Genomic DNA, 21,114 nt, shown 5'->3' on the forward strand with positions numbered 1-21,114 from the left:
CAACCTCCAATGGTTATTTATTTACATTAAGCTTTTGCACATAATTCTCTTTATTGACTTGACGCGAGCGGGCTACTGCAAGTGCTTCGCTAGGTACATCTTTTGTAATGGTTGAGCCTGCTGCTACATAAGCACCCTTCCCAACCGATACAGGGGCGACAAGGTTTGAGTTACAGCCAATAAATACGCCATCCTCTATCTTTGTCAAATATTTATTTTTTCCATCATAATTAACTGTTATGGATCCGCAGCCAATATTAACATCTCTTCCTACCTCTGCATCACCAATATAGCTTAAGTGTGAAGCCTTGCTGCCTTTTCCAAATACCGCCTTTTTGATTTCCACAAAATTCCCTATCTTCACGTCATCATTGATAGCTGAATCAGGTCGAATATGGGCAAAAGGACCAATATTGACATGAGAGCCAATTTGGCTGTCATGTGCAACAGATTGTCTGATGACTGTAGCTTCACCAATTTGACAGTCCTTTATTTCACTATTTGGACCGATTACACTATTAGAGCCAATAATTGTTTTACCGCTAATCATGGTACCCGGTAAAATCACCGTGTCAGAACCGATTTCAACATCTGCTCCAATGTAAGTGTTTAATGGGTCGATTATCGTGACACCATTTCTCATATGCTGACGATTGATTCGTTGTTTCATGATTTGTTCTGCTTCTGCAAGGGCAACGCGATCATTAACGCCAAGAGTTTCAGCAAAATCTGCTGTTTTGAAGGCAGTCACCACTTCACCTTTGCCTTTAAGAATTTCTATCACATCTGGTAAATAATATTCACCTTGAACATTATCATTTGTGACTTCATTTAAAGCCTCGAACAGTGACTGATTATCAAAGCAATACGTGCCTGTGTTAATCTCGGCAATTAATCGCTCCTCATCAGAGGCATCTTTATGCTCGACAATTTTTTCAACTAGACCTGCTTCATTTCTCACAATTCGGCCATAGCCGGTTGGATCATTTGCTTGAGCCGTTAATACTGTGACCTTCGCTCCTTTTTCCTCATGATGCTTAAATAGAGCTTCCATTGTTTCAGCTTTAATTAGAGGAGTGTCACCACATACAACAAGAGTAATTCCTTGTTTCCCGCTTAGTAATTCCTTTGCCTGCATAACAGCATGCCCGGTTCCAAGCTGTTCCTCCTGCAGAACATAATCGCTTTGATTCCCGAGCTGTGCCTTTACCATCTCCGCTCCATGGCCAATAATCGTAACAGTTTTATCTATATGAAGCTTCGATATTTGATCAACGACATGTTGAACCATAGGTTTGCCGCAAACAGGGTGAAGAACCTTATATAGCTTCGATTTCATTCTAGTCCCTTGACCTGCGGCTAATATGATTGCATAACGAGTAAGCATGAACAGGCCTCCAATTACCTTTTTATCCATTTAAAAATATATCTTAAATATCGCATCATTTCAAGGTAAGAAATATTAGATCGTTTCTTTTTATGAACAAAAGGAAGAATTGCTGCTTGAGGGAGAGAAATAGGACTAATTAAAATGTATCAGGAGAGCGGTGATAAAAGGACCATTTTGAAGGGAACAAAAAAAAGAGCCTCTTATTATGAAGAAGGCTCTAGATGTTTAATTATTCTTACTTTCTATGAAGCTCCAGCTTCTTCAAATTCTACTTCCACTTCGCCTAAGCGATGATACTCAGCTAAAACAGCTTCCTGTATCTTACCACGTGTTCCCGAGTTGATTGGGTGGGCGATATCGCGAAATTCTCCATCTGGTGTACGTTTACTTGGCATGGCTACAAATAATCCATTGTTTCCATCAATGACGCGGATATCATGAACAACAAACTCGTTATCCAACGTAATAGATGCGATCGCTCTCATGCGTCCATCCGTATTAACACGGCGTAATCTTACGTCAGTTACTTCCATTTTGTTCACCACCTTTGCACAAAGATAAATTAACTAAGATATAGATTCAACAGAATTTTCTTAATTCCTGCTAAGTTAATTATTTTTTTGAAAAAAAGAGGAAAATATTTCAACTTATCATAAAAATTCCATCTTTTGCTGTGATGAAGTTAACATTACAAGAAAAAACGCCCGTCTTATTTGACGAGCGCTATCACTTCGATTTCTACTAATGCATCCTTCGGTAAACGCGCAACCTCCACACAAGAACGTGCCGGCTTGTGGGTGTTGAAATATTCACCATATACCTCGTTTACAGAACCAAAGTCATTCATATCCTTAATAAAAACGGTTGTTTTTACAACTGTTTCTAGCGAAGCTCCCGCCTCTTTCAAGACTGCCTGCAGGTTTTTGAATACTTGATGTGTTTGTTCCTTAACATCACCAGTAATCATTTCACCGGCAGCGGTTAATGGAATTTGTCCTGAGCTGTAAAAAACATTATTAACCATAATCCCCTGTGAATAGGGTCCAATTGCTGCTGGTGCTTCATTTGTGCTTATTACCTTCATTTGTCATCCTCCTAAATTGGTTCTAATCTAGTCTTTATTTCGAAAATAATTTCCTTCAATTACCTTAATTTGCCTTTGCTTTAAATCCACCTCAGACAGCTTAATGAGCGAAAGATAATTATCAACTAAACGTTCGTCTGCTTGCTCTGCTTCAACTAGCACAGCAATTCCAGCGACATTGGCGCGAAATTCTTCCAGCATGGAAATCATTCCATTCACTGTACCGCCAGCCTTCATAAAATCATCAATGATCAATACATTTGATCCTTCCGCAAGACTTCGCTTCGAAAGAACCATTGTCTGAATTCGCTTCGATGAACCAGAGACATAGTTAATGCTGACTGTCGGGCCTTCCGTTACGATACTATCTCTTCTGACAATCACTACTGGTACATTTAAATAATTCGCCACTGCATAGGCGAGCGGAATCCCTTTTGTGGCAACGGTCATGACAACATCAATCGTTGTATTCACATAGGCTGAGGCAATCATTCTCCCTACCTTTTGTACAACAGCGGGATTTCCCAATATGTCTGTCATAAACAAATAACCGCCTGGAAGAAGCCGGCCTGGGTCCGTCATAAGATCACACAGCTCCCTGATAAATTGCTGTGCTTCCTCCTGATTAACTTGAACTTGAAACTTGACTCCTCCAGCTGCGCCTGCAACCGTTTGCAAAGTTCCAATTCCTCTTTCTTCGAACACCTCTTTAATAATGGCTAAATCCTCACTAATGGAGGATTTTGCCGAGCTGTAACGTTCTGCAAAAACAGTAAGAGGAACTAACTGGCGAGGATGAGTTAATAAATAATCCGTCATATCAATTAGTCGCTCACTTCGACGAAACTTCATCCCGAATACCCCCTTAAAAAATCCGAATAATTTAATGTTAATATAACACTAATATACGGATTTAATCAAGGGTATGTTGTTCCCCAAGCATTCGAACAGCAAAAACCTGATCACAAAATCCTCTTAACCCGTTATATACCCGCTGCATTCTTGAATCATGCTGAACCAGTCCAAAAACAGTCGGACCGCTTCCGCTCATTAATACGGCATCAGCACCAAACCGCTTCATTTGGTCCTTTATTAAGGCTACCTCTGGGTGAAGCTTTAAGGTTACATCCTCAAGTACATTCCCTAGGTTTGCACAGACACCTGAAAAATCATTTGCTTCAATTGCCTGAATCATAGCCTTTGTATCGGGATGGGTAATTTTAGGCAGTTCTAAGCGGCGATATACATCTGCTGTTGAGACTCCGATAAAGGGCTTAGCCAAAACAACCCAACAGGTAGGCGGTGATGGTAAAGGCGTAATCACTTCTCCTCTTCCTCGTGCTAATGCTGTTCCTCCGTACACGCAAAAGGATACATCTGAACCAATTTCCGCTCCCAGCTCTGCCAGCTCCTTCATCGTCAGACCTAAGTCCCAGAGCTTATTTAGGCCTCTTAGAGCCGCTGCTGCATCACTGCTGCCGCCTGCTAAGCCAGCTGCAACCGGAATGGTCTTTTCAATTGCAATCGCTACTCCTTTTCGAATAGAAAAGCGTTCCTTCAACAAGCGGGCTGCCTGATAGGCTAAGTTTCTTTGGTCATCTGGAACAAATCGATTGTGTGAAATGATACTGATTTCATCACGCTCTAATAGCGATAATTCCAAACGGTCCGCTAAATCAATCGTGGTCATAATCATTTCAACCTCATGATAGCCATCGGAACGCTTATGTAAAACATCTAATGACAAATTAATTTTTGCCGGCGCCTTTACTAAAAGCTTCAAAAACTCCACCAACCTTTATGTAGAAAGCTACCATCAGCTGCTATATGTAGACAGGCAAAAATTCCTGCCTTATGCTAGTTAGTCAGCTATGGTTAGACGAATTTTATACAGACAAAATTCGACGTCTTCAGTTTTTGTCCTATTTTACCATAAAATAAGGAATGTAAGAAATTACATCCATATATTCTTTTCATAATAGTGAAGTTTCTGTGATATAAAGGTGAAAAAGCTGGAGTACCTTTCTACTCCAGCTAACCGCGATGAATCCATTTTAGTTAAAATGTCCGTTACTGAATTACTGTAACCTATGGCATTGAAAAGAGTTAACGTCGATTGTTTAAAAGATTCTGTTCGGCTATTTCAATAGCTCTTTTGACCATATTGCCTGCATCACGGGCTTTAATGCCTCCCCAGCCTTCCTTTTGAACGACATCATAGAAGCCAAGCTCTTTCGCAAGCTCCTCTTTTAATCCCTCTGACATAATTCCTCTTCTTCTGCCCAACCTTAACAGCTCCTTTCATCATCCCGGCATTTGTAGTATAAGCCGCACTATGGCAATTATAAATGCCTTTTTTTGAAAGAAGGCAAAAATAAGATGAGCCGATGAGAAGAAAAAAAATAAAGCCTTCTCATCGGCTCATCTTACGCTTACCGAAATATAACACTGCCATCACTTTACTAGATTAACTTAAAGCGGCGTGTCCTGATGTATCTTCATAAAACGTAATTTGTACCGTTTCTGTTAGTACATCCGCATAACTATATGAAACACGTTCAAAAGCATTCTCTTCCTGATCAAGTTCAATAACAAACACAGAAGGATATGTTTCCGCTAAAACTCCCGAACGCTCAATTGTTTTCCGTCTTCCACCGTTTGCCTTGAGCAAAAGTCTTTTTCCTAGATTTGAATCAAGAGCCTTTTTTATATCCGTTAAAGTTTTTGCCATTTCGGTCCACCTCACTATGGAAAATTATACAACAAAGCAGATAAAAAGTCAACCAAAAATATAAATTATAACAGTCTTTAAAAATAAATGTCAATAACTATTGTTAGACAAATTACTTTTTTTTCTACAATAGTATCGTTCCCCATTTAGAACCAATTATGTATCGGCCTGAAAATGCATTTCTAGCTGTTTTTCTGGTTATATTATAAGGTTATCTCGTTTTCGCTTGGCTAAGGGTGCATATATAGTTCAAGCTTTTATGTTATTGTAAATTCAATTATATCTGCCTGTTTATTATCGTAGACACTTCACTTTCTGCCTATTCTCCGCAAGAATCTATTGAGTTGGAACAAAACTAATGTATGAATCCAAAAAATGAATAAGCCGTTTTCTAGCTAAGAACGGCTTATTCGACTTGATCGACACTCCCGTTAAACGGCATTCCAGTCCTTAAAATCCCTCTTGTTTCAATACCGCCAAGCCCCTTTTCACCTGTTAATGTATTCCGCAGTACATCCCAGACATTGATTCTTTCCATAAATGGGGTAAAGCTAATTTTTGCAACAATATAAACCGGGTCAAGGGCATGAATATTCACTCTTGAGGGGGAACTGGCAAAGTTTGCACCTGCATGAATTAATGACTCAAAATGTGACTGACATGCACCTGCAAAAATGACGAGCTGGTCTAATGAGGGGATTTTTTTACGAGCTTCCCGAACCGTTTGAACAAAATCCTTAGAATGTCGATAAGAATTTATATTTCCAGGATCGCCCTTTGCTTTCGAATAGGCGTCATGTCCTGTAATAACTAAAATGTCTGGACGATAGTGGTCGATTAATTGACCTACCTTAGCGGACATTTCCTTTTCATTACAATGAATACCATTTACCGGGATACCGATTTTTTCATAAAGAGTTAGACACTTTTTTAAATAAATAGGATCTCCATCTAAATGAAGGACCCTTCCGGGAATTTGGAAATAATTTAGGGTCTTTGCATAGCCTCCTGTTGTCTCATATTCATGCTTTTCTTTTAAAAGATCAATATCTTGACGAAATAGCTCGAAGGATTGCTCCTCCAGTGAGCGAAACTGAATCGACTTTTTCGTCCGTTCAGATTGATTAACCACCACTAAATCCTCAAAAGGAGCGTCAGCAATTAAACGATAATCTTGGCCATAGAGAATGGCAACCTTATTATAGCCGTCTCCTTTAATATCAATGACGCGAAATAAAATATCACAATGATATGATTTCCTGCCAACAATGTCCATTTTATTAATACTCATTGGCATCACTCCATTTGCCAGCATACAGATAAACAGCGTTTGCACTGTTTTTCGAAATGCACTTCTGACATAAAATATGCAGTTATCCTGATATCTGTGATTCAATAAAAAAGAAAAGCTGATAGGTAGGAGGGTTCCACAACAAAAAAACACCCCCAATAGGGTGCTTTAGTTGAAATGAGGATACAGACAATCACTTAGGCGGGCAAATTCTTCAATCGATAGGGATTCGCCCCTTCTCCCAGGCTCAACCCCAGCCTCCTCTAATGCAGACAGAATCATTTCCTTTTTTAATTTTCCATCTGGAAGCTGACTCATTAGATTATTTAAAATCGTCTTTCTTCGCTGGGCAAAGCTTCCTCTTGTAACCGTGAAAAAGAAATCCTCACTGATAACAGGAAATAGAGGCTCTTTTCGTTTCGTTAATCGAATAACGGCAGAATCTACATTCGGCTGCGGAATAAATACAGTCTTCGGTACAATCATGACTGTTTCGGCCTCTGTATAGTACTGTATGGCTATTGATAGGGACCCATAGTCCTTTGTCCCCGGTTTTGCAGAAATCCGATCAGCTACCTCCTTTTGGAGCATGACGACAATACCGCGAATCGGGAGCCGTTCCTCTAGCAGCTTCATAATAATCGGTGTCGTTACATAATATGGCAGGTTCGCTACAACCATAACATCATCAATTCCGGCGAATTCCCGCTCCATAACCTCCTGAACATTGGCCTTCAGAACATCCTGATGGATAATGGTTGTATTATTGTAGGGTTCTAAGGTCTCCTCTAAAATAGGGAGCAGTCGCTGATCAATTTCAAACGCAACAACCTTTTTGCATTTTTTCGCAAGCTGCTCGGTTAAAGCACCTATTCCAGGCCCTACTTCAATCGCTGCGGAATTTTCCGTTAAACCAGCATGATCAACAATATTTCTTAAAATATTCGTATCAATTAAAAAGTTCTGCCCCAGACTTTTCTTAAAGGAAAATCCGTATTTATCTAGGATTTCCTTCGTTCTGCCGGGTGTTGCAACGTCTCTATGCATTTTGTTCCTCCTTGCGGATAACCTCGACGGCTTCAATGAATTTCTGCTTGCTTATCTCAAAGACCATTAGCCGTTTATGAAGTTGTTTTCCATTTGTATAACCGATTTTAAGCAGTCGACCGAGCTTTTCCCTTCTCACCTTTGCGCCGTCCCCGCCAATTAAGCCAGCTGTTATTAAATCCTCGTGCGTTATTTCCTCTTTTGCTTCCTCCTGCATGAGCTGAGCATCCTCTAAAGCCCTTCTGATGGTTTCAGCTGAAGCATGTTCAACCCCTACACCTTTACCACGCTTATGTATCGCCATATCCTTTGGAATAAAGGCATGCTTACAGCCTGGAACCCGCTCCGCGATGATATTGCGGATTTTTTGCCCTGGAAAATCGGGATCTGTTAAAACAATTACGCCTCTCGTTTTCTGAGCCAGCTTTATTTTCTCAATGGTCTCATCATTTATGGCAGATCCATTCGTCTCAATCGTATCGGCATTCACCGCCTGCTGCACCGCAGTCGTATCATCCTTACCCTCAACAACGATAATCTCTTTAATTTTCATTGTGCCTCCAAAAAAATAAAATAAAAATGCAAAAAAAATGAAACATTTTTGTAACTTATACGTCTATATATATAAAGAATCCTGAAATGGAATAAACACAGTCTTTATTATAGCTCAAGTATCACAAAAAAGAAAAAAAGCAGGGGAAGAAATCCCCTGCAAGACTGGTTAATCAAGCACCTTTATTTTCACTGTCTTTCTTCCCCATTGGTAAGCAGCCTGCTTAGAGGAAATGAACACGTCAATTTTATTTCCTTTTATGGCTCCGCCAGTGTCAGCCGCAACTGCATAGCCATAGCCTTCAACATAAACCTTTGAACCAAGCGGAATAACTCTTGGATCAACCGCAATAACCTTTGCACCTGGATTTGCATGCAGATTAACTCCAGTAGCTGTAATACCGGAACAGCCGCTGCAGCTTGCCGTATAGGCAGTTGCCGTCACGTACATCTCTCTGCCGCTCTCTGAGCCGCGTGAAGCAAGTGCCGTGATTTCCTTTGCACCTACAGCCACAACTTGATCCACTTTATCTTTAAGCACAGTCTCGTTTAACACAACACGAGACACCTCTTGACCGTTTTCTTTCGTTACTTCATACTCTCTTGAAACGAGTCCTTCCTGACCAGGTGTCAGGACCTTTTCTGACCCTTTATCTAAATTTTCATCCTTCTGAGTGACTACAGCAAAGCTTAATGGTTCTTCCACTACATCGGTGACTTTTTCTACTCTAATGACATTCACGATGCCATTTTCTGAAACAGTATTCTCTAGACCTGGTTCTACTCGGTCTAATTCAGTTAGTGTTATTCCCTGTTGTTTTAAAAAGTCAGCGACCGTAGTCGAAGTGGACCATACTTCCTTCACGACTCCACCATCGTTAAATGTGAGTGGGAATGCTTTATTGACTACAACATTCATGCCTGTTTTCAGTGCTGCGTCTGATTTAGGCTTCACATGATCAAACTCATTAATTTCGATATTTTGCTCTGCTAGGAACTCATCAACCGTAATGGCTGTCGTCCAAAATGTCTTTTCTTCGTTAACTGTTAAAAGTTTCACCTGTTTTGCCGATTTCCAAACAACTTTTAAATTGTCCGTTATCCCTGTATCCTTTGCGGGCAACAAATAGTCTTTAGATTGCAATGATATATCTGCTTCTTCAAGTAATTCTTGAACGGTAGCTGCATGTGTTTTCATGACTTTTTCTTTCCCCTCAAGGGAGAGAGTCACTGATTTCTTCGTGGTTTCATATGTAACAAATCCTGCTGAAAACAGCAAAACTATGAAACTCGCAATAATAATAGACCAGTTCTTGGTGTTAAGCTTGGAAAACAGGTTTTTCATGTCCAGAATCCCGATGAAAAACGCCTCCTTTTCTCTTCGAGTGATTATATAAACATTCTTACCTGCTGTCAACCCCACTACTTCCTCAAGGTTAGTTCCTATTATGCTGAAGACCTATTGAAAAAGTAAAGCGTGAGTTATCGACATGCTATTCTCTCGAGGGTAAGGAGACGTGTAGAACTTTAAAGAAATTAGTAAAATTTGGACAAGTAATCACCAAAATCGACAGCAAAACGTATCAGTTTATGTCGAATAATTTTTTTGCATTTTCCGTTGTCATTCTTTCAACCTCTTCTACTGAAATTTCCTTCAGTTCGGCGATTTGTTCCGCTACAAGACGGACATATGCAGGTTCATTTCTCTTGCCTCTATAGGGGTGCGGAGCTAAATATGGACAGTCTGTTTCAATCAAAAGCTTATCGATTGGAACCTCTTTTGCAACCTCTTTTGGTTTTTTAGCATTTTTGAAGGTAACCGGGCCGCCAAGGGAAATAAGGAAATTTAATTTAATGCACTCCAATGCTGTTTCAGCACTTCCGCTGAAGCAATGCATAATACCGCCCACCTCCTGGGCTCCTTCTTCCTTCAGGATCGTCATAATATCGGCCGTTGCCTCACGATTATGAATGACAATCGGCAGCTTTACCTTCTTAGCCAATTGAATTTGCCTTCTAAAAACATCCTGTTGTACTTCCCTTGGTGACTTGTCCCAATAATAATCCAAACCCATCTCGCCAAGTGCGACAACCTTTGGATGTGCTGATAATTCCTCAATCCAAAGCAAATCCTCATCTCTCATATCAATTGCATCAACCGGATGCCACCCGATACTCGCGTATAGAAAATCATACTCCTCGACGAGCTCCATTGCCTTTTCAATCGTTGGACGGTCAAAACCAACAACAAGCATCCGTTCAACACCCGTCTGTCTCGCTCTTTCTATTACCTCTATGAGGTCCTCTTCAAATTGCTCTGCATTTAAATGGACATGTGTATCAAATAGCATGATAATCCCTTCCTTATCATTATTATTTTTTCATTACATTTGTATCAAATATGTATCTATATAATAGAAGAAACATGTATAGACAATCTATTCTTATAGAATCTAACAGAATAACTTATAGTTTTATTCAATAAAAACCACGGTGATTAATTGGAAGTTTAAATAAAAAAGGTTTCACAGAATGTTCCACGTGAAACAAAATTCGACAATATTACCATAGCTTTACAAAGATTACAGTTTCTTTGCTTAAATACACGCTCTTTTAAAATGAACAGCGGGGGAAATCCCCCCGCTTACTCATATCATTTATTTTACTTTTGATCCAAGCGGTAAGCTTTCTGGAACAGTAGCTAAGGCTAACTTTCCATCCTTGCTTCCTGCCAAGATCATTCCTTGTGATAATTCGCCTCTTAGCTTAACCGGCTTTAGGTTTGTTACACAAATTACTCTTTGTCCAACAAGCTCTTCCGGTTTATAATATTGGGCAATCCCCGATACAACCTGACGCGTTTCATAGCCAAGGTTTAGCTGCAGCTTCAAAAGCTTATCCGCCTTTTTTACAGGCTCCGCTTCTATTACTTCTGCAACTCGTAGGTCTACCTTCATGAAATCATCAATTGTGATTTCATCTACTTCCGGTACAGCCTCCGCCTTATTTTCCTTTACTTCAGCCTTAGGCTCGGTTCCCTGCATTTTCATTTTGATGTAATTGACTTCGTCTTCCAAATCAAGGCGAGGGAAAATCGGGTCACCCTTCATCACCTTAATGCCTTCTCCGATTTGACCAAACTCTGCTAGACTATCCCATGTAGTATATGCCTTCTTATCGATACCTAACTGGGCAAAAATCTGTTTTGGTGCCTGTGTCAAGAATGGCTGCAGCATGATAGCTATCCTTCTTAGAGACTCGGCTAAGTGGACCATGGCATCTGCAAGCTTGGAATGATTTTCTTCATCCTTCGCCAGCTGCCACGGCTGTGTTTCATCAATATATTTATTTGTACGGCTGACAAGCTGCCAGAGAGCCGTCAAGGCTACTGAGAATTCCATTTTTTCCATCGCTTCTTCATACTTTGTAACCGTCGCTTGATTTGCTTCGAGCAGCTTCTCTTCAAATTCACCAGTTGACCCGTTGTAGACAGGAACAACACCATCAAAGTATTTATTGATCATAGCTACCGTACGATTTAAGAGGTTTCCTAAGTCATTTGCAAGGTCAAAGTTTAGACGCTCAACAAAGCCTTCCGGCGTAAATACACCATCCGCTCCAAATGGAACTTCCCTTAGTAAGTAATAACGTAGCGCATCCAATCCATAACGGTCAATTAGGGTCACAGGATCCACAACGTTGCCTTTGGACTTCGACATTTTCCCGTCCTTCATTAGCAGCCATCCATGGGCAAAGACCTTTTTCGGTAATGGAAGGTCCAATGCCATTAACATAATTGGCCAGTAGATGGTATGAAAGCGGACAATTTCCTTCCCTACTAAATGGACATTTGCCGGCCAATATTGCTTGTATTTTGTTTCATTCTCTGTCCCATAACCAAGTGCTGTAATATAATTTGAGAGCGCATCAATCCAAACATATATAACATGCTTTGGATTGCTTGGAATTTTTATGCCCCAGTCAAAGGTTGTCCGTGAAACAGCCAAATCCTCAAGGCCTGGCTTGATGAAGTTATTGATCATTTCATTTTTCCGTGATTCTGGCTGAATAAACTCAGGATTTTCTTCATAGTATGCTAGCAGGCGGTCTGCATATTTGCTTACTTTAAAGAAATAGGATTCTTCTTTTACTTTTTGGACAGGCCTTCCACAGTCAGGGCAATTCCCTTCATCTGTTAACTGTCTTTCGGTAAAATAAGACTCACAAGGGGTACAATAGGAGCCTTCATATTCACCTAAGTAAATATCACCCTGTGCTAACAGTTTTTCGAAAATATCTGCTACAACCTTTTTATGACGCTCTTCTGTTGTACGGATAAAATCATCATATGAGATATCAAGCTTTTGCCAAAGATCCTTAATCCCTGATACAATTTCATCTACATATTGCTGCGGAGTAATTCCCTTTTCCTGTGCCTTTTGCTGTATTTTTTGTCCATGCTCATCTGTTCCAGTTAAGTACATGACGTCATAGCCACGCAGGCGCTTATATCTTGCCATTGCATCACCAGCAACTGTTGTATAAGCATGCCCTATATGTAGATTTCCACTTGGATAATAGATAGGAGTTGTTAAGTAAAAGGTTTTTCTCTGTTCTCCCATTCTTTTTGCCTCCTTTATTTTTACCTCTGTCTAATATACCATCTTCCATTATATCGCTTTAATTAGTACCCGCAAAATATTTTCAGAATGAATATTTATATTATTTTTGGCTCTGTTAAGCTAAAAAACCAACGATGTACTTCAACATAGCCTTATTTTTAAAAGTATTGACAGCAAGCACCTAAACTAATCTGTCTATATTACAAAATTAATACAATATTAATTTATAGATAAAATCAATAATTCCCCCTGAAGTCCAAGAGTTATTTTTTGTAAAATAGCAATGGTGCTGATATAATCTAACATAAACCTATAATAAATAGTAATAAGTCACACTGGGAATAATTTCAATATTATAGGAAAATAAAGTAATTGACGATTTTTGGAATAGTTGCTATGATGAAAAAGTAAGAAAATTGTCGAATCTTGACGAAAAAAAACAAATAATAGATAGATAAAATCCTAGATTGGAGTGGAGTGGGAAAATGAAATCTACAGGTATTGTTCGTAAGGTTGATGAGCTTGGACGCGTTGTAATTCCGATAGAACTTAGACGTACACTGGGTATTGCTGAAAAAGATGCATTAGAAATTTATGTCGATGATGATCGTATTATCCTAAAAAAATATAAGCCAAACATGACTTGCCAGGTTACTGGTGAAGTGTCTGATGACAATTTACAATTAGCAGGCGGAAAGCTTGTTTTAAGCCGTGAGGGTGCAGAAAAGCTTCTCAAGGAAATCAAGGATAATTTAGATCCTGCTAATCATTAATATCTAACATTGAAAAAGCTTCTCAATAAGAGAAGCCTTTTTTTGTTATTTTTATCAGCAACAACTATTTCACATGCTTAAGATTCCAACAGACGTATCCATTTTCCTATTCAACTTCAATATGATACATATGGTAGACATCCCGTTTGTTCATACTGCGATCCTTTGCTGTCTGTTTAATAGCCTCTTTGGAGGTCAGTCCCTTCACTGCCATATAGTGCTTTACATGCTCTTCAACAGTGAGCTCCTCCCACCATACACCAGATTCCTCATTTGAAGCCGGTTCACCTGCTTCAATGATTAAGCAAAATTCACCACGAACTTCTCCTTTTGTAGCCCACTCCAATAGCTCTGATACATCTCCACGAATAAATTCCTCATATCGTTTAGTTAATTCACGGCATATGGACATTTTTCGATTTCCAAGTACCTCATGGATCAAGGTGAGAGTTTCCTTTAATCTGTGCGGTGCCTCATAAAGAATCATCGTTGCTGGAATGTTTCGTAGCTCCTCAAGCTGCTTACGCTTTTCCTTCCTTTGTCGATCAAGGAAGCCATAAAAATAAAACGAACGGGTGGAAAGCCCTGATGCAATCAGCGCTGTTAACGCCGCATTCGCACCCGGGAGCGGTACCACTGTAAGCTGCTCTTCTACCGCTTCCACAACTAGCTCATAGCCTGGGTCAGAGATAGTCGGTAATCCGGCATCACTGATAAGCGCTACCTTAGCGCCTTCCTTAAGCAGATTAATAATTTTCCTTCCACCCGTTTCTTTATTATGCTCATGATAGCTCATAAGCGGTGTCTCAATTTCAAAATAATGACAGAGCTTTTTTGAATTACGTGTATCTTCTGCGGCAATATAGTCCGCTTCCTTTAAAATTCTAATCGCTCTGTAGCTCATATCCTCTAGGTTGCCGATTGGTGTCGGTACGAGATATAAGATTCCTTTCCTATCCTCTTGTTCAAAGCTTTTCTGCTGCCACATATGTACCCTCTTTTATTAGATATTGTATTTTCCTTTTCCGATGTTACTGCTTGAAGGCTTATTCTCCATATAGAATCGTCCTCATCTCAGGAGTATATTCATTATCCTCCTGATACACAACCAATGGTGGCAGGATTTTCAAGTCCGGCTTGCCATGCTTGATTGCTTCGATTAGTAATGTGTTTGCTTCCTTTCCTGCTTTCGGATAGACAAATTGTAGTCGCTTTGGCTCAAGCTTATATTTACGCATCAATGTCATCATATCCATGAGGCGACCTGAACGATGGACAAAGGATACCTTCCCTCCCTGTCTTACAAGCTGACTGGCTGCAAGAATAGCATCCTCCAAGGTACAGAGGATTTCATGACGAGCAATCGCTAAATGTTCATTTTCATTGATTTCCTCCTGTGAAGGAGTAGTAAAATATGGCGGATTACAGGTCACAACATCAAATTTCCCATATCCAAGCTGTTTCGGCATTTCCTTAATATCACCATGAATCATATGCAACCGATCGCTTAGTCCATTATATTCAATACTACGAACGGCCATATGGTAGAGACGTTCCTGGATTTCAACTCCAGTAATAGTACCCTTCGTTCTTAAACTGAGAAATAAAGGAATCACTCCATTCCCGCTACATAAATCAAGCAAATTCCCCTTTTGAATCGGAACATAGGTGAATTGGGCCAACAAAACAGCATCAAGGGAAAAAGAGAAAACAGAAGGACTTTGAATAATTTTCATCTTTTCTGCGAGTAAATAGTCCAGCCTTTCATCCCCAATCAATTCAACCATAGGTATGGCAGCCCCCTCTCTTAAAAAATAGCCTTCCCAAAAAGTTAGGAAGGCTGTCCATTATTTTTTATTTAAAAAGGATAAGCAAAAGATACAATCTCCCTCCGTCCGAGGGCTCCCAAATTGAAGGTTACAAATATGAAATCCCTCCTGATAAAGACGGGCCAGGTTATCGTATCCTTCTCCAATATCCATAACTCCAGAATCAGTAGACTCCGTTTTTTTCTTATCCTTCTTACTGCTTTTATTTGACTCTTTATTTTCTGTGATTTCTTCTAAACGACGTCTAATATGCTCGTTTTCCAGCTTCAAAGAGTTATTTTCTTCCAGGATTTCCGCTAAGTGCTGCTTTAACTCACCAAGCTGTTGGTACAAATGTCCAATTTGCTTTTCCATATTACTTACTGAATCAAATATTTCTTTTTTATCCACTGGTTCCACCTCATCAGTCTGTGGATTGTACCGGTACAGCACCTTCTTTAATAATTTCATCCAACGTATATTCTAACACACGTTCAAGCTTTGGAACTTCGACCTGAAGCACCCGCTCAAGGATATTTAGTCCTACGACTTTCCCAGAACCAACAGGCGTTTCAATCCATTGGCCAAGGTCCGGCAGTAATTCCTTAGCCGTCTCGTATTCGTCATTCTCATATTTCAAGCAGCACATCAATCTTCCACATAACCCTGATATTTTTGTTGGATTAAGAGATAGATTTTGATCTTTTGCCATTTTAATAGAAACAGGTTCAAAATCACCTAAAAAGGTCGAACAGCAAAGCATTCTACCGCATGGTCCAATCCCGCCCAGCATTTTCGCCTCATCTCTGACACCAATTTGACGAAGCTCAATCCTTGTGCGGAAGATAGCTGCTAAATCCTTTACAAGTTCACGAAAATCAACCCTACCATCCGCTGTAAAATAAAAAATGATTTTGTTACGATCAAATGTATATTCCACATCAACCAGCTTCATATCTAATTGATGAATAGACACTTTTTCATTGCAAACATCATAAGCTTCCTTTGCCGCTGCCCTATTTTCCTCAACTATCATGCGATCCTTTTGATCCGCAATTCTGAGTACCTTTTTTAAAGGAAGAACAACATCATTTTCGTCCACTTGTTTTGGGCCGATGACCACCTGTCCGTATTCAACGCCCCTTACAGTCTCAACGATAACGAAATTATTCTTAAGAATTGGCAGATCACCGGGATCAAAATAATATATTTTACCCGCTTTTTTAAAGCGTACGCCAACTACATCATACAACTGTAGATCCCTCCTGCAACCGAAGCACAAGCTCCTCCATCAATAACTGTGGATTCATATTAGCCTGTAGCTTTTTCTTTGCCTCCAATATTATGGACATTTGATCCGCCAGACGCCGCCCAGAAGTTTGTAAGGCATACTGCTCAAACTCTTGTGCCTTACTTACAAAAACAGCCTGCCGTTGCTTACCAAACTGTATATATAATAAATCCTTAAAAATAAGAAGTAAAAGATCTAATCCACGATCGATTTGTTCTTTATCTTTAAAATGTAAGAACCATTCCTCTTGCAGATAAACCATTGCTTCAAGGGAATTCTTCTTAAGCACTTCATATAATTTTACCACTATCTTTTGTGCTTGTGCAAACCATTCATCATTGTTTAGCTCTAAAGCTTCATCCAAATTATTGGTAAGCTGGGCAAGTATAGGCGCTTTATGCTCCTTAACTCCTATTTCAACCAACTTATGAATCATATGTTCATTTGATAATGGCTTAAAGGATAGGGTTTGACAGCGCGATAGAATGGTTGGCAGCATTCTTTGAACCTGCTCTGTCATTAATATAGCATAGGTCTCTCGAAAGGGTTCCTCTAGAAACTTCAATAAACTATTAGCCGCATTTACTGTCATCCGATCAGCATGAATAATCATATAGAGCTTTTGCTTTGATTCGACACCGGTCTTGGAGAACTCCTCCTGAAGCAGACCAATCTGTTGCTTCTTAATGGACAGTCCGTCAGGCTCTATAATATGGATATCAGGATGATTGCCATGATTGATTCTTTTACAGTTATTACAGTTCTCGCAGGGGATGACTGCTTCTATAGGAGAAAGACAGAAGAGACTTTTTGCTAGCAGAAGTCCCATTTCCCGCTTTCCTGTTCCCTTCATCCCTTCAAATAAGTAGGCGTGGGCAAGCCGCTTTTTTTCCATACTATTTTTGATCATTTTTAATACGACAGGTTGAATTTCCTCAAGCTCTTGCCATGTTTTTGCCAAAGCCATCACTCACTTACTATAAATATTAATAGAATTTATATTCTATTGTATAATCCGTAATAATTTATCCTCTACGTTCTGAAACACAGCCTCCACTGATTGAGAGGCATCAATTTCAACGATTCGACCTGGAAATCTTTTACACAATATCTGATATCCTTCACGAACCTTGCGATGGAATTCAAAGCCTTCGAGGTCAAGTCGATTAATTTCTCTCCCTTTATCACGATTTATCCGTTCCAAGCCAATCTCCGGATCAATATCAAAATAAAAGGTCGCATCCGGCATCATCTCGTCAATGGCAAATTGATTAATAGAAAAAACCTCATCAATTCCTAAGCCTCTTGCATGACCTTGATAGGCAAGTGAGCTGTCGATAAATCGGTCACATATCACAATATACCCATTCTCAATAGCCGGCAATACCTTTTCAACAAGATGCTGCCTGCGGGCAGCGGCATAGAGAAGCGCCTCCGTTCTTGCATCCATCGCTTTATTTTCTTTATCTAAAATAACACTTCTTATTTTTTCTGCAATTTCAATGCCACCTGGCTCTCTTGTGCTTACCACAGAGTATCCTTCCGAATTTAACTTATCCATCAGCATCTCTATGATTGTTGTCTTGCCGGCTCCCTCAGGACCCTCTATTGTAATAAATACACCTTTTTTCACAATAAACCTCCAACCTTTTACTACTTCTTTGTAAAAATTGTAATGGTATGATCAAATATATGCTTTGTACCCTGGAACCTTGCTCCTGAGTCAACTAACGCTGCTAATTGCTCTACTGTCTCTGCTGTGATAAGTTCACCGGGAAATAAAATCGGGATACCCGGGGGATAAGGAATGACCTTCTCCGCACAGACTTCACCAACGGCATCTATAAAAGATACTTTTCTACTCTGAAGCTGTTTCATTTCCTTATCAGCAAGAACTAATTTGGATATTACTGGAATATATTCTATCACTTTTTCCACTCTATTGATAATTCTTGCATCCTTTAATGAACGATGTATACCCTCTACTATTTGTTGAAAGGGAAATGGAGTGTTTTCCTTAAGTAAGGGTAAAACAAGTAAAACATTATGTGGGTCTGCAAGCTCTGTATATATTCCTTGCTGCTCAAAAGCAGTCTGTAGCTGAAACCCATTGTACTGACTCAGCGTTTGTAATGTAACCTTCAATAAGTCACCCTCGTCATCATATTCTAAAACCCTGATGCCGTCTAGTTGCTTTAGCCTCTCCCTAAATGTCTTTATTTGCTCGCTAAGATACAAATGGTCTTCAATTGTATAGGTTCCTAAATAGCTTCTAGCGAGATCTAGCGAGGCCATAATTGGGTAAGATGGGCTGCTTGACTGCAAAATGTGAAGGTACTTTTCTAGAGCTACAATTGAGATTCGCTCACTATTAAAGTGAAGAAAAGACCCCATCGTCATGGCAGGCAATGTTTTATGAGCAGATTGTACGACAATGTCTGCTCCTAGCTGTACCGCAGACCTTGGAAAGCTGCCCCCACTAATAAAATGAGTTCCATGTGCTTCATCTACTAGCACCGACATATTCCTACTATGCGCTAGTTTAATGATTTCCTCCAGTTCATTTACCATACCGTAATAGTTTGGATAGGTCAGGATAACTGCCTTGGCTTCTGGATAAGCCTTCATTGCCTTTTGTATGACCTCTGAAGATACTCCGCCTAACACTGCCCATTCAGCGTGATAATCAGGACCTAGAAATACAGCCTTTGCACCTGTTAATTCAAGACCGTTTAAAATAGATTTATGACAATTTCTCTGGACTAGGACGGTATCATTAGCTGTTAATGTCGCCATAATCATAGCTAAATTGCCAACCGTCGAACCATTTACTAGGAAGTAGCTTTTTTTCACTGCATATAATTGTGAGAGCAGTGTCTCGGCCTCTAGGATGACTCCTTCTGGTGAATGAAGGTCATCAAGGCCTGCTAGTTCAGTAGCATCCAATTTTAATAGTTCATTATAGAATGGCTTTGCAGACTCAGGAAAAATTTGGCCATACTTATGTCCTGGCACATGAAGAGAAATACGATGTTTGTTACTATGGAAAGCAAGCTGATTATATAAAGGAGTCTTTGATTGGTCCATTTTCACCTTACTCCCAACTATAGTTATTTATTACCGAGTGAATTATGCATGTATTTGCCGTATTTCAGCATCTCGTATCTATTGTACCAAACCGTATCAGGCAGCTAAAGAGGTAGCCTAGTTTCCTGCATTTTTAGTCATCGGACTTTTTTAACGTATTTGAAATGAAAAGATTCAATAAGACATACAAACAATGACTGCGGATTACATACAATATTAATCAGTTAACCTACACAAATGAATTTTCTTAATTTTGTATACAAATATTAAGATCTGGGAAGTATAGTGGTATGGAGGTGAGTGTATTGGATTCATTAGCAAGAGAGCAAATGGAAGAAAAGTGCGTGATTTGTGAAGAAGAAAAAGGTAAGGGTATTCATCTTTACACCTCATTTATTTGCATGGATTGTGAAAGGGATATTATCATCACCGATACGAGCGACCCTAAATATAAGTATTATTTGAGTAAGCTAAAAAAAATTACCACACCGGAGATTTTTTCATAAAACAAAAAGGGCACCTGCTATAGATGCTCTTTTTTATATGGGTATTTATAATAATACATATCTGCTGGAGGAGCTTGTAGACTTTATTGGCGATCGCGAACATGGCTCATCTGTCTGGTTTCGGTAGCTTATACGCCTTATAGGCGACCCTACTCGGCTTTTCTCCTCGGTTTCGGTAGCTTATACGCCTTATAGGCGACCCTACTCGGCTTTTCTCTTCGATTTCGGTAGCTTATACGCCTTATAGGCGACCCTACTCGGCTTTTCTCTTCGATTTCGGTAGCTTATACGCCTTATAGGCGACCCTACTCGGCTTTTCTCTTCGATTTCGGTAGCTTATACGCCTTATAGGCGACCCTACTCGGCTTTTCTCTTTGGTTTCGGTAGCTTATACGCCTTATAGGCGACCCTACTCGGCTTTTCTCTTTGGTTTCGGTAGCTTATACATATCAAAGGCAGGTCGATTCAGCCTTTTCGAAGGCTAGATAATAATAACTGAAACACAATCAAAAAGGAGTACCCATTTGGATACTCCTTTGCTTGGCGACGTCCTACTCTCACAGGGGCAATGCCCCAACTACCATCGGCGCTGAGAAGCTTAACTTCCGTGTTCGGGATGGGAACGGGTGTGACCTTCTCGCTATCGTCACCAAACTATTTGGTTTGAGGACTTGTTCCCTCAAAACTAGATAATGCTGAAGAAAAAGGACGAGTAATCAACATTGTTGAATCGAGCTGCGGCGCCTAGGAACTCGAGGTCTTAAGCCATGCTGTCAAGAAGGTTAAAGAACAACCTTCTCGACAGCCCGACTTAAGCTTGTCGCTCCTGGCAAGGCGCCTCCGCATCTAAATTTGGTTAAGTCCTCGACCGATTAGTATTTGTCAGCTCCACGTGTCACCACGCTTCCACCCCAAACCTATCAACCTGATCA

Annotated in this window: 22 protein-coding genes and 1 rRNA gene; 2 read left to right on the forward strand and 21 right to left on the reverse strand. The window is 40.0% G+C overall.

Annotated features, from left to right (window positions below; translation table 11 throughout):
* Nucleotides 1–13: 13 nt before the first annotated feature.
* The 13 genes from glmU to metG all read right to left on the reverse strand — a co-directional run bounded on the left by glmU (nt 14) and on the right by metG (nt 12,717).
* Complete coding sequence (gene glmU / locus BQ5321_RS02520; RefSeq protein WP_071393071.1) at nt 14–1,387, reverse strand: bifunctional UDP-N-acetylglucosamine diphosphorylase/glucosamine-1-phosphate N-acetyltransferase GlmU; 1,374 nt, start codon at nt 1,385–1,387, stop codon at nt 14–16.
* A gap of 245 nt (nt 1,388–1,632) precedes the next feature.
* The gene (gene spoVG, locus BQ5321_RS02525; protein ID WP_071393072.1) at nt 1,633–1,923 is read right to left on the reverse strand and encodes a septation regulator SpoVG; all 291 of its coding nucleotides are present in this window, start codon (nt 1,921–1,923) and stop codon (nt 1,633–1,635) included.
* Nucleotides 1,924–2,099: 176 nt separating this feature from the next.
* Nucleotides 2,100–2,474: a 2-iminobutanoate/2-iminopropanoate deaminase gene (ridA, locus tag BQ5321_RS02530; protein WP_071393073.1), complete on the reverse strand. Its 375-nt coding sequence runs from the start codon at nt 2,472–2,474 to the stop codon at nt 2,100–2,102.
* 27 nt (nt 2,475–2,501) lie between these two features.
* A complete protein-coding gene (gene purR / locus BQ5321_RS02535) occupies nt 2,502–3,326 on the reverse strand; it encodes a pur operon repressor (protein WP_071393074.1) in 825 nt (274 codons plus the stop codon).
* Between the two features lie 61 nt (nt 3,327–3,387).
* On the reverse strand, nt 3,388–4,257 hold the full coding sequence (ispE, locus tag BQ5321_RS02540; protein ID WP_071393075.1) for a 4-(cytidine 5'-diphospho)-2-C-methyl-D-erythritol kinase: 870 nt from the start codon (nt 4,255–4,257) through the stop codon (nt 3,388–3,390).
* Between the two features lie 323 nt (nt 4,258–4,580).
* A complete protein-coding gene (locus BQ5321_RS02545) occupies nt 4,581–4,760 on the reverse strand; it encodes a small, acid-soluble spore protein, alpha/beta type (RefSeq protein ID WP_071393076.1) in 180 nt (59 codons plus the stop codon).
* Between the two features lie 181 nt (nt 4,761–4,941).
* Nucleotides 4,942–5,205 carry a biofilm formation stimulator Veg gene (gene veg / locus BQ5321_RS02550; RefSeq protein ID WP_071393077.1) on the reverse strand — a complete coding sequence of 88 codons (264 nt, stop codon included), beginning with the start codon at nt 5,203–5,205 and terminating at the stop codon, nt 4,942–4,944.
* Nucleotides 5,206–5,611: 406 nt separating this feature from the next.
* Complete coding sequence (gene yabG / locus BQ5321_RS02555; protein ID WP_071393078.1) at nt 5,612–6,496, reverse strand: sporulation peptidase YabG; 885 nt, start codon at nt 6,494–6,496, stop codon at nt 5,612–5,614.
* Between the two features lie 168 nt (nt 6,497–6,664).
* The gene (gene rsmA, locus BQ5321_RS02560; protein WP_071393079.1) at nt 6,665–7,543 is read right to left on the reverse strand and encodes a 16S rRNA (adenine(1518)-N(6)/adenine(1519)-N(6))-dimethyltransferase RsmA; all 879 of its coding nucleotides are present in this window, start codon (nt 7,541–7,543) and stop codon (nt 6,665–6,667) included.
* Nucleotides 7,536–8,096, reverse strand: coding sequence for a ribonuclease M5 (rnmV, locus tag BQ5321_RS02565; RefSeq protein WP_071393080.1), 561 nt, complete (start codon nt 8,094–8,096; stop codon nt 7,536–7,538). Before rnmV ends, rsmA begins: the two co-directional genes overlap by 8 nt.
* A 168-nt stretch (nt 8,097–8,264) precedes the next feature.
* Nucleotides 8,265–9,440, reverse strand: a complete 1,176-nt coding sequence (locus BQ5321_RS02570; protein ID WP_071396747.1) for a G5 and 3D domain-containing protein — start codon at nt 9,438–9,440, stop codon at nt 8,265–8,267.
* 238 nt (nt 9,441–9,678) lie between these two features.
* Nucleotides 9,679–10,446, reverse strand: a complete 768-nt coding sequence (locus BQ5321_RS02575) for a TatD family hydrolase (protein ID WP_071393081.1) — start codon at nt 10,444–10,446, stop codon at nt 9,679–9,681.
* A gap of 306 nt (nt 10,447–10,752) precedes the next feature.
* The gene (metG, locus tag BQ5321_RS02580) at nt 10,753–12,717 is read right to left on the reverse strand and encodes a methionine--tRNA ligase (protein WP_071393082.1); all 1,965 of its coding nucleotides are present in this window, start codon (nt 12,715–12,717) and stop codon (nt 10,753–10,755) included.
* A gap of 485 nt (nt 12,718–13,202) precedes the next feature.
* Between metG and BQ5321_RS02585 the strand changes: the two genes are divergently transcribed.
* A complete protein-coding gene (locus BQ5321_RS02585; RefSeq protein WP_071393083.1) occupies nt 13,203–13,490 on the forward strand; it encodes an AbrB/MazE/SpoVT family DNA-binding domain-containing protein in 288 nt (95 codons plus the stop codon).
* A 106-nt stretch (nt 13,491–13,596) separates the two neighbouring features.
* Here the strand turns inward: BQ5321_RS02585 and rsmI are convergent, their stop codons facing one another.
* From rsmI to BQ5321_RS02620, 7 genes are read right to left on the reverse strand one after another with little or no spacing between them, the layout of a single operon-like run.
* Nucleotides 13,597–14,478, reverse strand: a complete 882-nt coding sequence (gene rsmI, locus BQ5321_RS02590) for a 16S rRNA (cytidine(1402)-2'-O)-methyltransferase (protein WP_071393084.1) — start codon at nt 14,476–14,478, stop codon at nt 13,597–13,599.
* A 58-nt stretch (nt 14,479–14,536) separates the two neighbouring features.
* Nucleotides 14,537–15,277 carry a tRNA1(Val) (adenine(37)-N6)-methyltransferase gene (locus BQ5321_RS02595; RefSeq protein WP_071393085.1) on the reverse strand — a complete coding sequence of 247 codons (741 nt, stop codon included), beginning with the start codon at nt 15,275–15,277 and terminating at the stop codon, nt 14,537–14,539.
* 60 nt (nt 15,278–15,337) lie between these two features.
* Nucleotides 15,338–15,709, reverse strand: a complete 372-nt coding sequence (yabA, locus tag BQ5321_RS02600; RefSeq protein ID WP_071393086.1) for a DNA replication initiation control protein YabA — start codon at nt 15,707–15,709, stop codon at nt 15,338–15,340.
* 13 nt (nt 15,710–15,722) lie between these two features.
* Entirely contained in the window at nt 15,723–16,550 is an 828-nt protein-coding gene (locus BQ5321_RS02605; protein WP_071393087.1) for a PSP1 domain-containing protein, read from the reverse strand.
* Nucleotides 16,543–17,550, reverse strand: a complete 1,008-nt coding sequence (gene holB / locus BQ5321_RS02610; RefSeq protein WP_071393088.1) for a DNA polymerase III subunit delta' — start codon at nt 17,548–17,550, stop codon at nt 16,543–16,545. Before holB ends, BQ5321_RS02605 begins: the two co-directional genes overlap by 8 nt.
* Nucleotides 17,551–17,592: 42 nt before the next feature.
* Entirely contained in the window at nt 17,593–18,222 is a 630-nt protein-coding gene (gene tmk, locus BQ5321_RS02615) for a dTMP kinase (RefSeq protein WP_071393089.1), read from the reverse strand.
* Between the two features lie 20 nt (nt 18,223–18,242).
* Nucleotides 18,243–19,676 (reverse strand): aminotransferase class I/II-fold pyridoxal phosphate-dependent enzyme, encoded by a 1,434-nt coding sequence (locus BQ5321_RS02620; RefSeq protein ID WP_071393090.1) that lies wholly within the window; start codon nt 19,674–19,676, stop codon nt 18,243–18,245.
* A gap of 290 nt (nt 19,677–19,966) precedes the next feature.
* Here BQ5321_RS02620 and BQ5321_RS02625 point away from each other — a divergent pair, with 290 nt between their 5' ends.
* Complete coding sequence (locus BQ5321_RS02625; protein WP_071393091.1) at nt 19,967–20,182, forward strand: sigma factor G inhibitor Gin; 216 nt, start codon at nt 19,967–19,969, stop codon at nt 20,180–20,182.
* A 538-nt stretch (nt 20,183–20,720) separates the two neighbouring features.
* Here the strand turns inward: BQ5321_RS02625 and rrf are convergent.
* Nucleotides 20,721–20,836, reverse strand: a 5S ribosomal RNA gene (rrf, locus tag BQ5321_RS02630).
* Between the last annotated feature and the right edge of the window lie 278 nt (nt 20,837–21,114).

Origin of the sequence: Bacillus tuaregi, assembly GCF_900104575.1 — a bacterium.
GTDB lineage: Bacteria > Bacillota > Bacilli > Bacillales > Cytobacillaceae > Bacillus_BD > Bacillus_BD tuaregi.

Bases quoted from the DNA above. Each gene is read 5' to 3' on its own strand.
- BQ5321_RS02625 (WP_071393091.1), top strand. From the start codon at position 19,967: ATGGAGGTGAGTGTATTGGATTCATTAGCAAGAGAGCAAATGGAAGAA.
- rnmV (WP_071393080.1), bottom strand. From the start codon at position 8,096: ATGAAAATTAAAGAGATTATCGTTGTTGAGGGTAAGGATGATACGACT.
- purR (WP_071393074.1), bottom strand. From the start codon at position 3,326: ATGAAGTTTCGTCGAAGTGAGCGACTAATTGATATGACGGATTATTTA.
- ridA (WP_071393073.1), bottom strand. From the start codon at position 2,474: ATGAAGGTAATAAGCACAAATGAAGCACCAGCAGCAATTGGACCCTAT.
- BQ5321_RS02595 (WP_071393085.1), bottom strand. From the start codon at position 15,277: ATGGTTGAATTGATTGGGGATGAAAGGCTGGACTATTTACTCGCAGAA.
- BQ5321_RS02575 (WP_071393081.1), bottom strand. From the start codon at position 10,446: ATGCTATTTGATACACATGTCCATTTAAATGCAGAGCAATTTGAAGAG.
- spoVG (WP_071393072.1), bottom strand. From the start codon at position 1,923: ATGGAAGTAACTGACGTAAGATTACGCCGTGTTAATACGGATGGACGC.
- metG (WP_071393082.1), bottom strand. From the start codon at position 12,717: ATGGGAGAACAGAGAAAAACCTTTTACTTAACAACTCCTATCTATTAT.
- yabG (WP_071393078.1), bottom strand. From the start codon at position 6,496: ATGAGTATTAATAAAATGGACATTGTTGGCAGGAAATCATATCATTGT.
- rsmA (WP_071393079.1), bottom strand. From the start codon at position 7,543: ATGCATAGAGACGTTGCAACACCCGGCAGAACGAAGGAAATCCTAGAT.
- rsmI (WP_071393084.1), bottom strand. From the start codon at position 14,478: ATGTGGCAGCAGAAAAGCTTTGAACAAGAGGATAGGAAAGGAATCTTA.
- glmU (WP_071393071.1), bottom strand. From the start codon at position 1,387: ATGCTTACTCGTTATGCAATCATATTAGCCGCAGGTCAAGGGACTAGA.
- BQ5321_RS02585 (WP_071393083.1), top strand. From the start codon at position 13,203: ATGAAATCTACAGGTATTGTTCGTAAGGTTGATGAGCTTGGACGCGTT.
- BQ5321_RS02570 (WP_071396747.1), bottom strand. From the start codon at position 9,440: ATGAAAAACCTGTTTTCCAAGCTTAACACCAAGAACTGGTCTATTATT.
- veg (WP_071393077.1), bottom strand. From the start codon at position 5,205: ATGGCAAAAACTTTAACGGATATAAAAAAGGCTCTTGATTCAAATCTA.
- BQ5321_RS02620 (WP_071393090.1), bottom strand. From the start codon at position 19,676: ATGGACCAATCAAAGACTCCTTTATATAATCAGCTTGCTTTCCATAGT.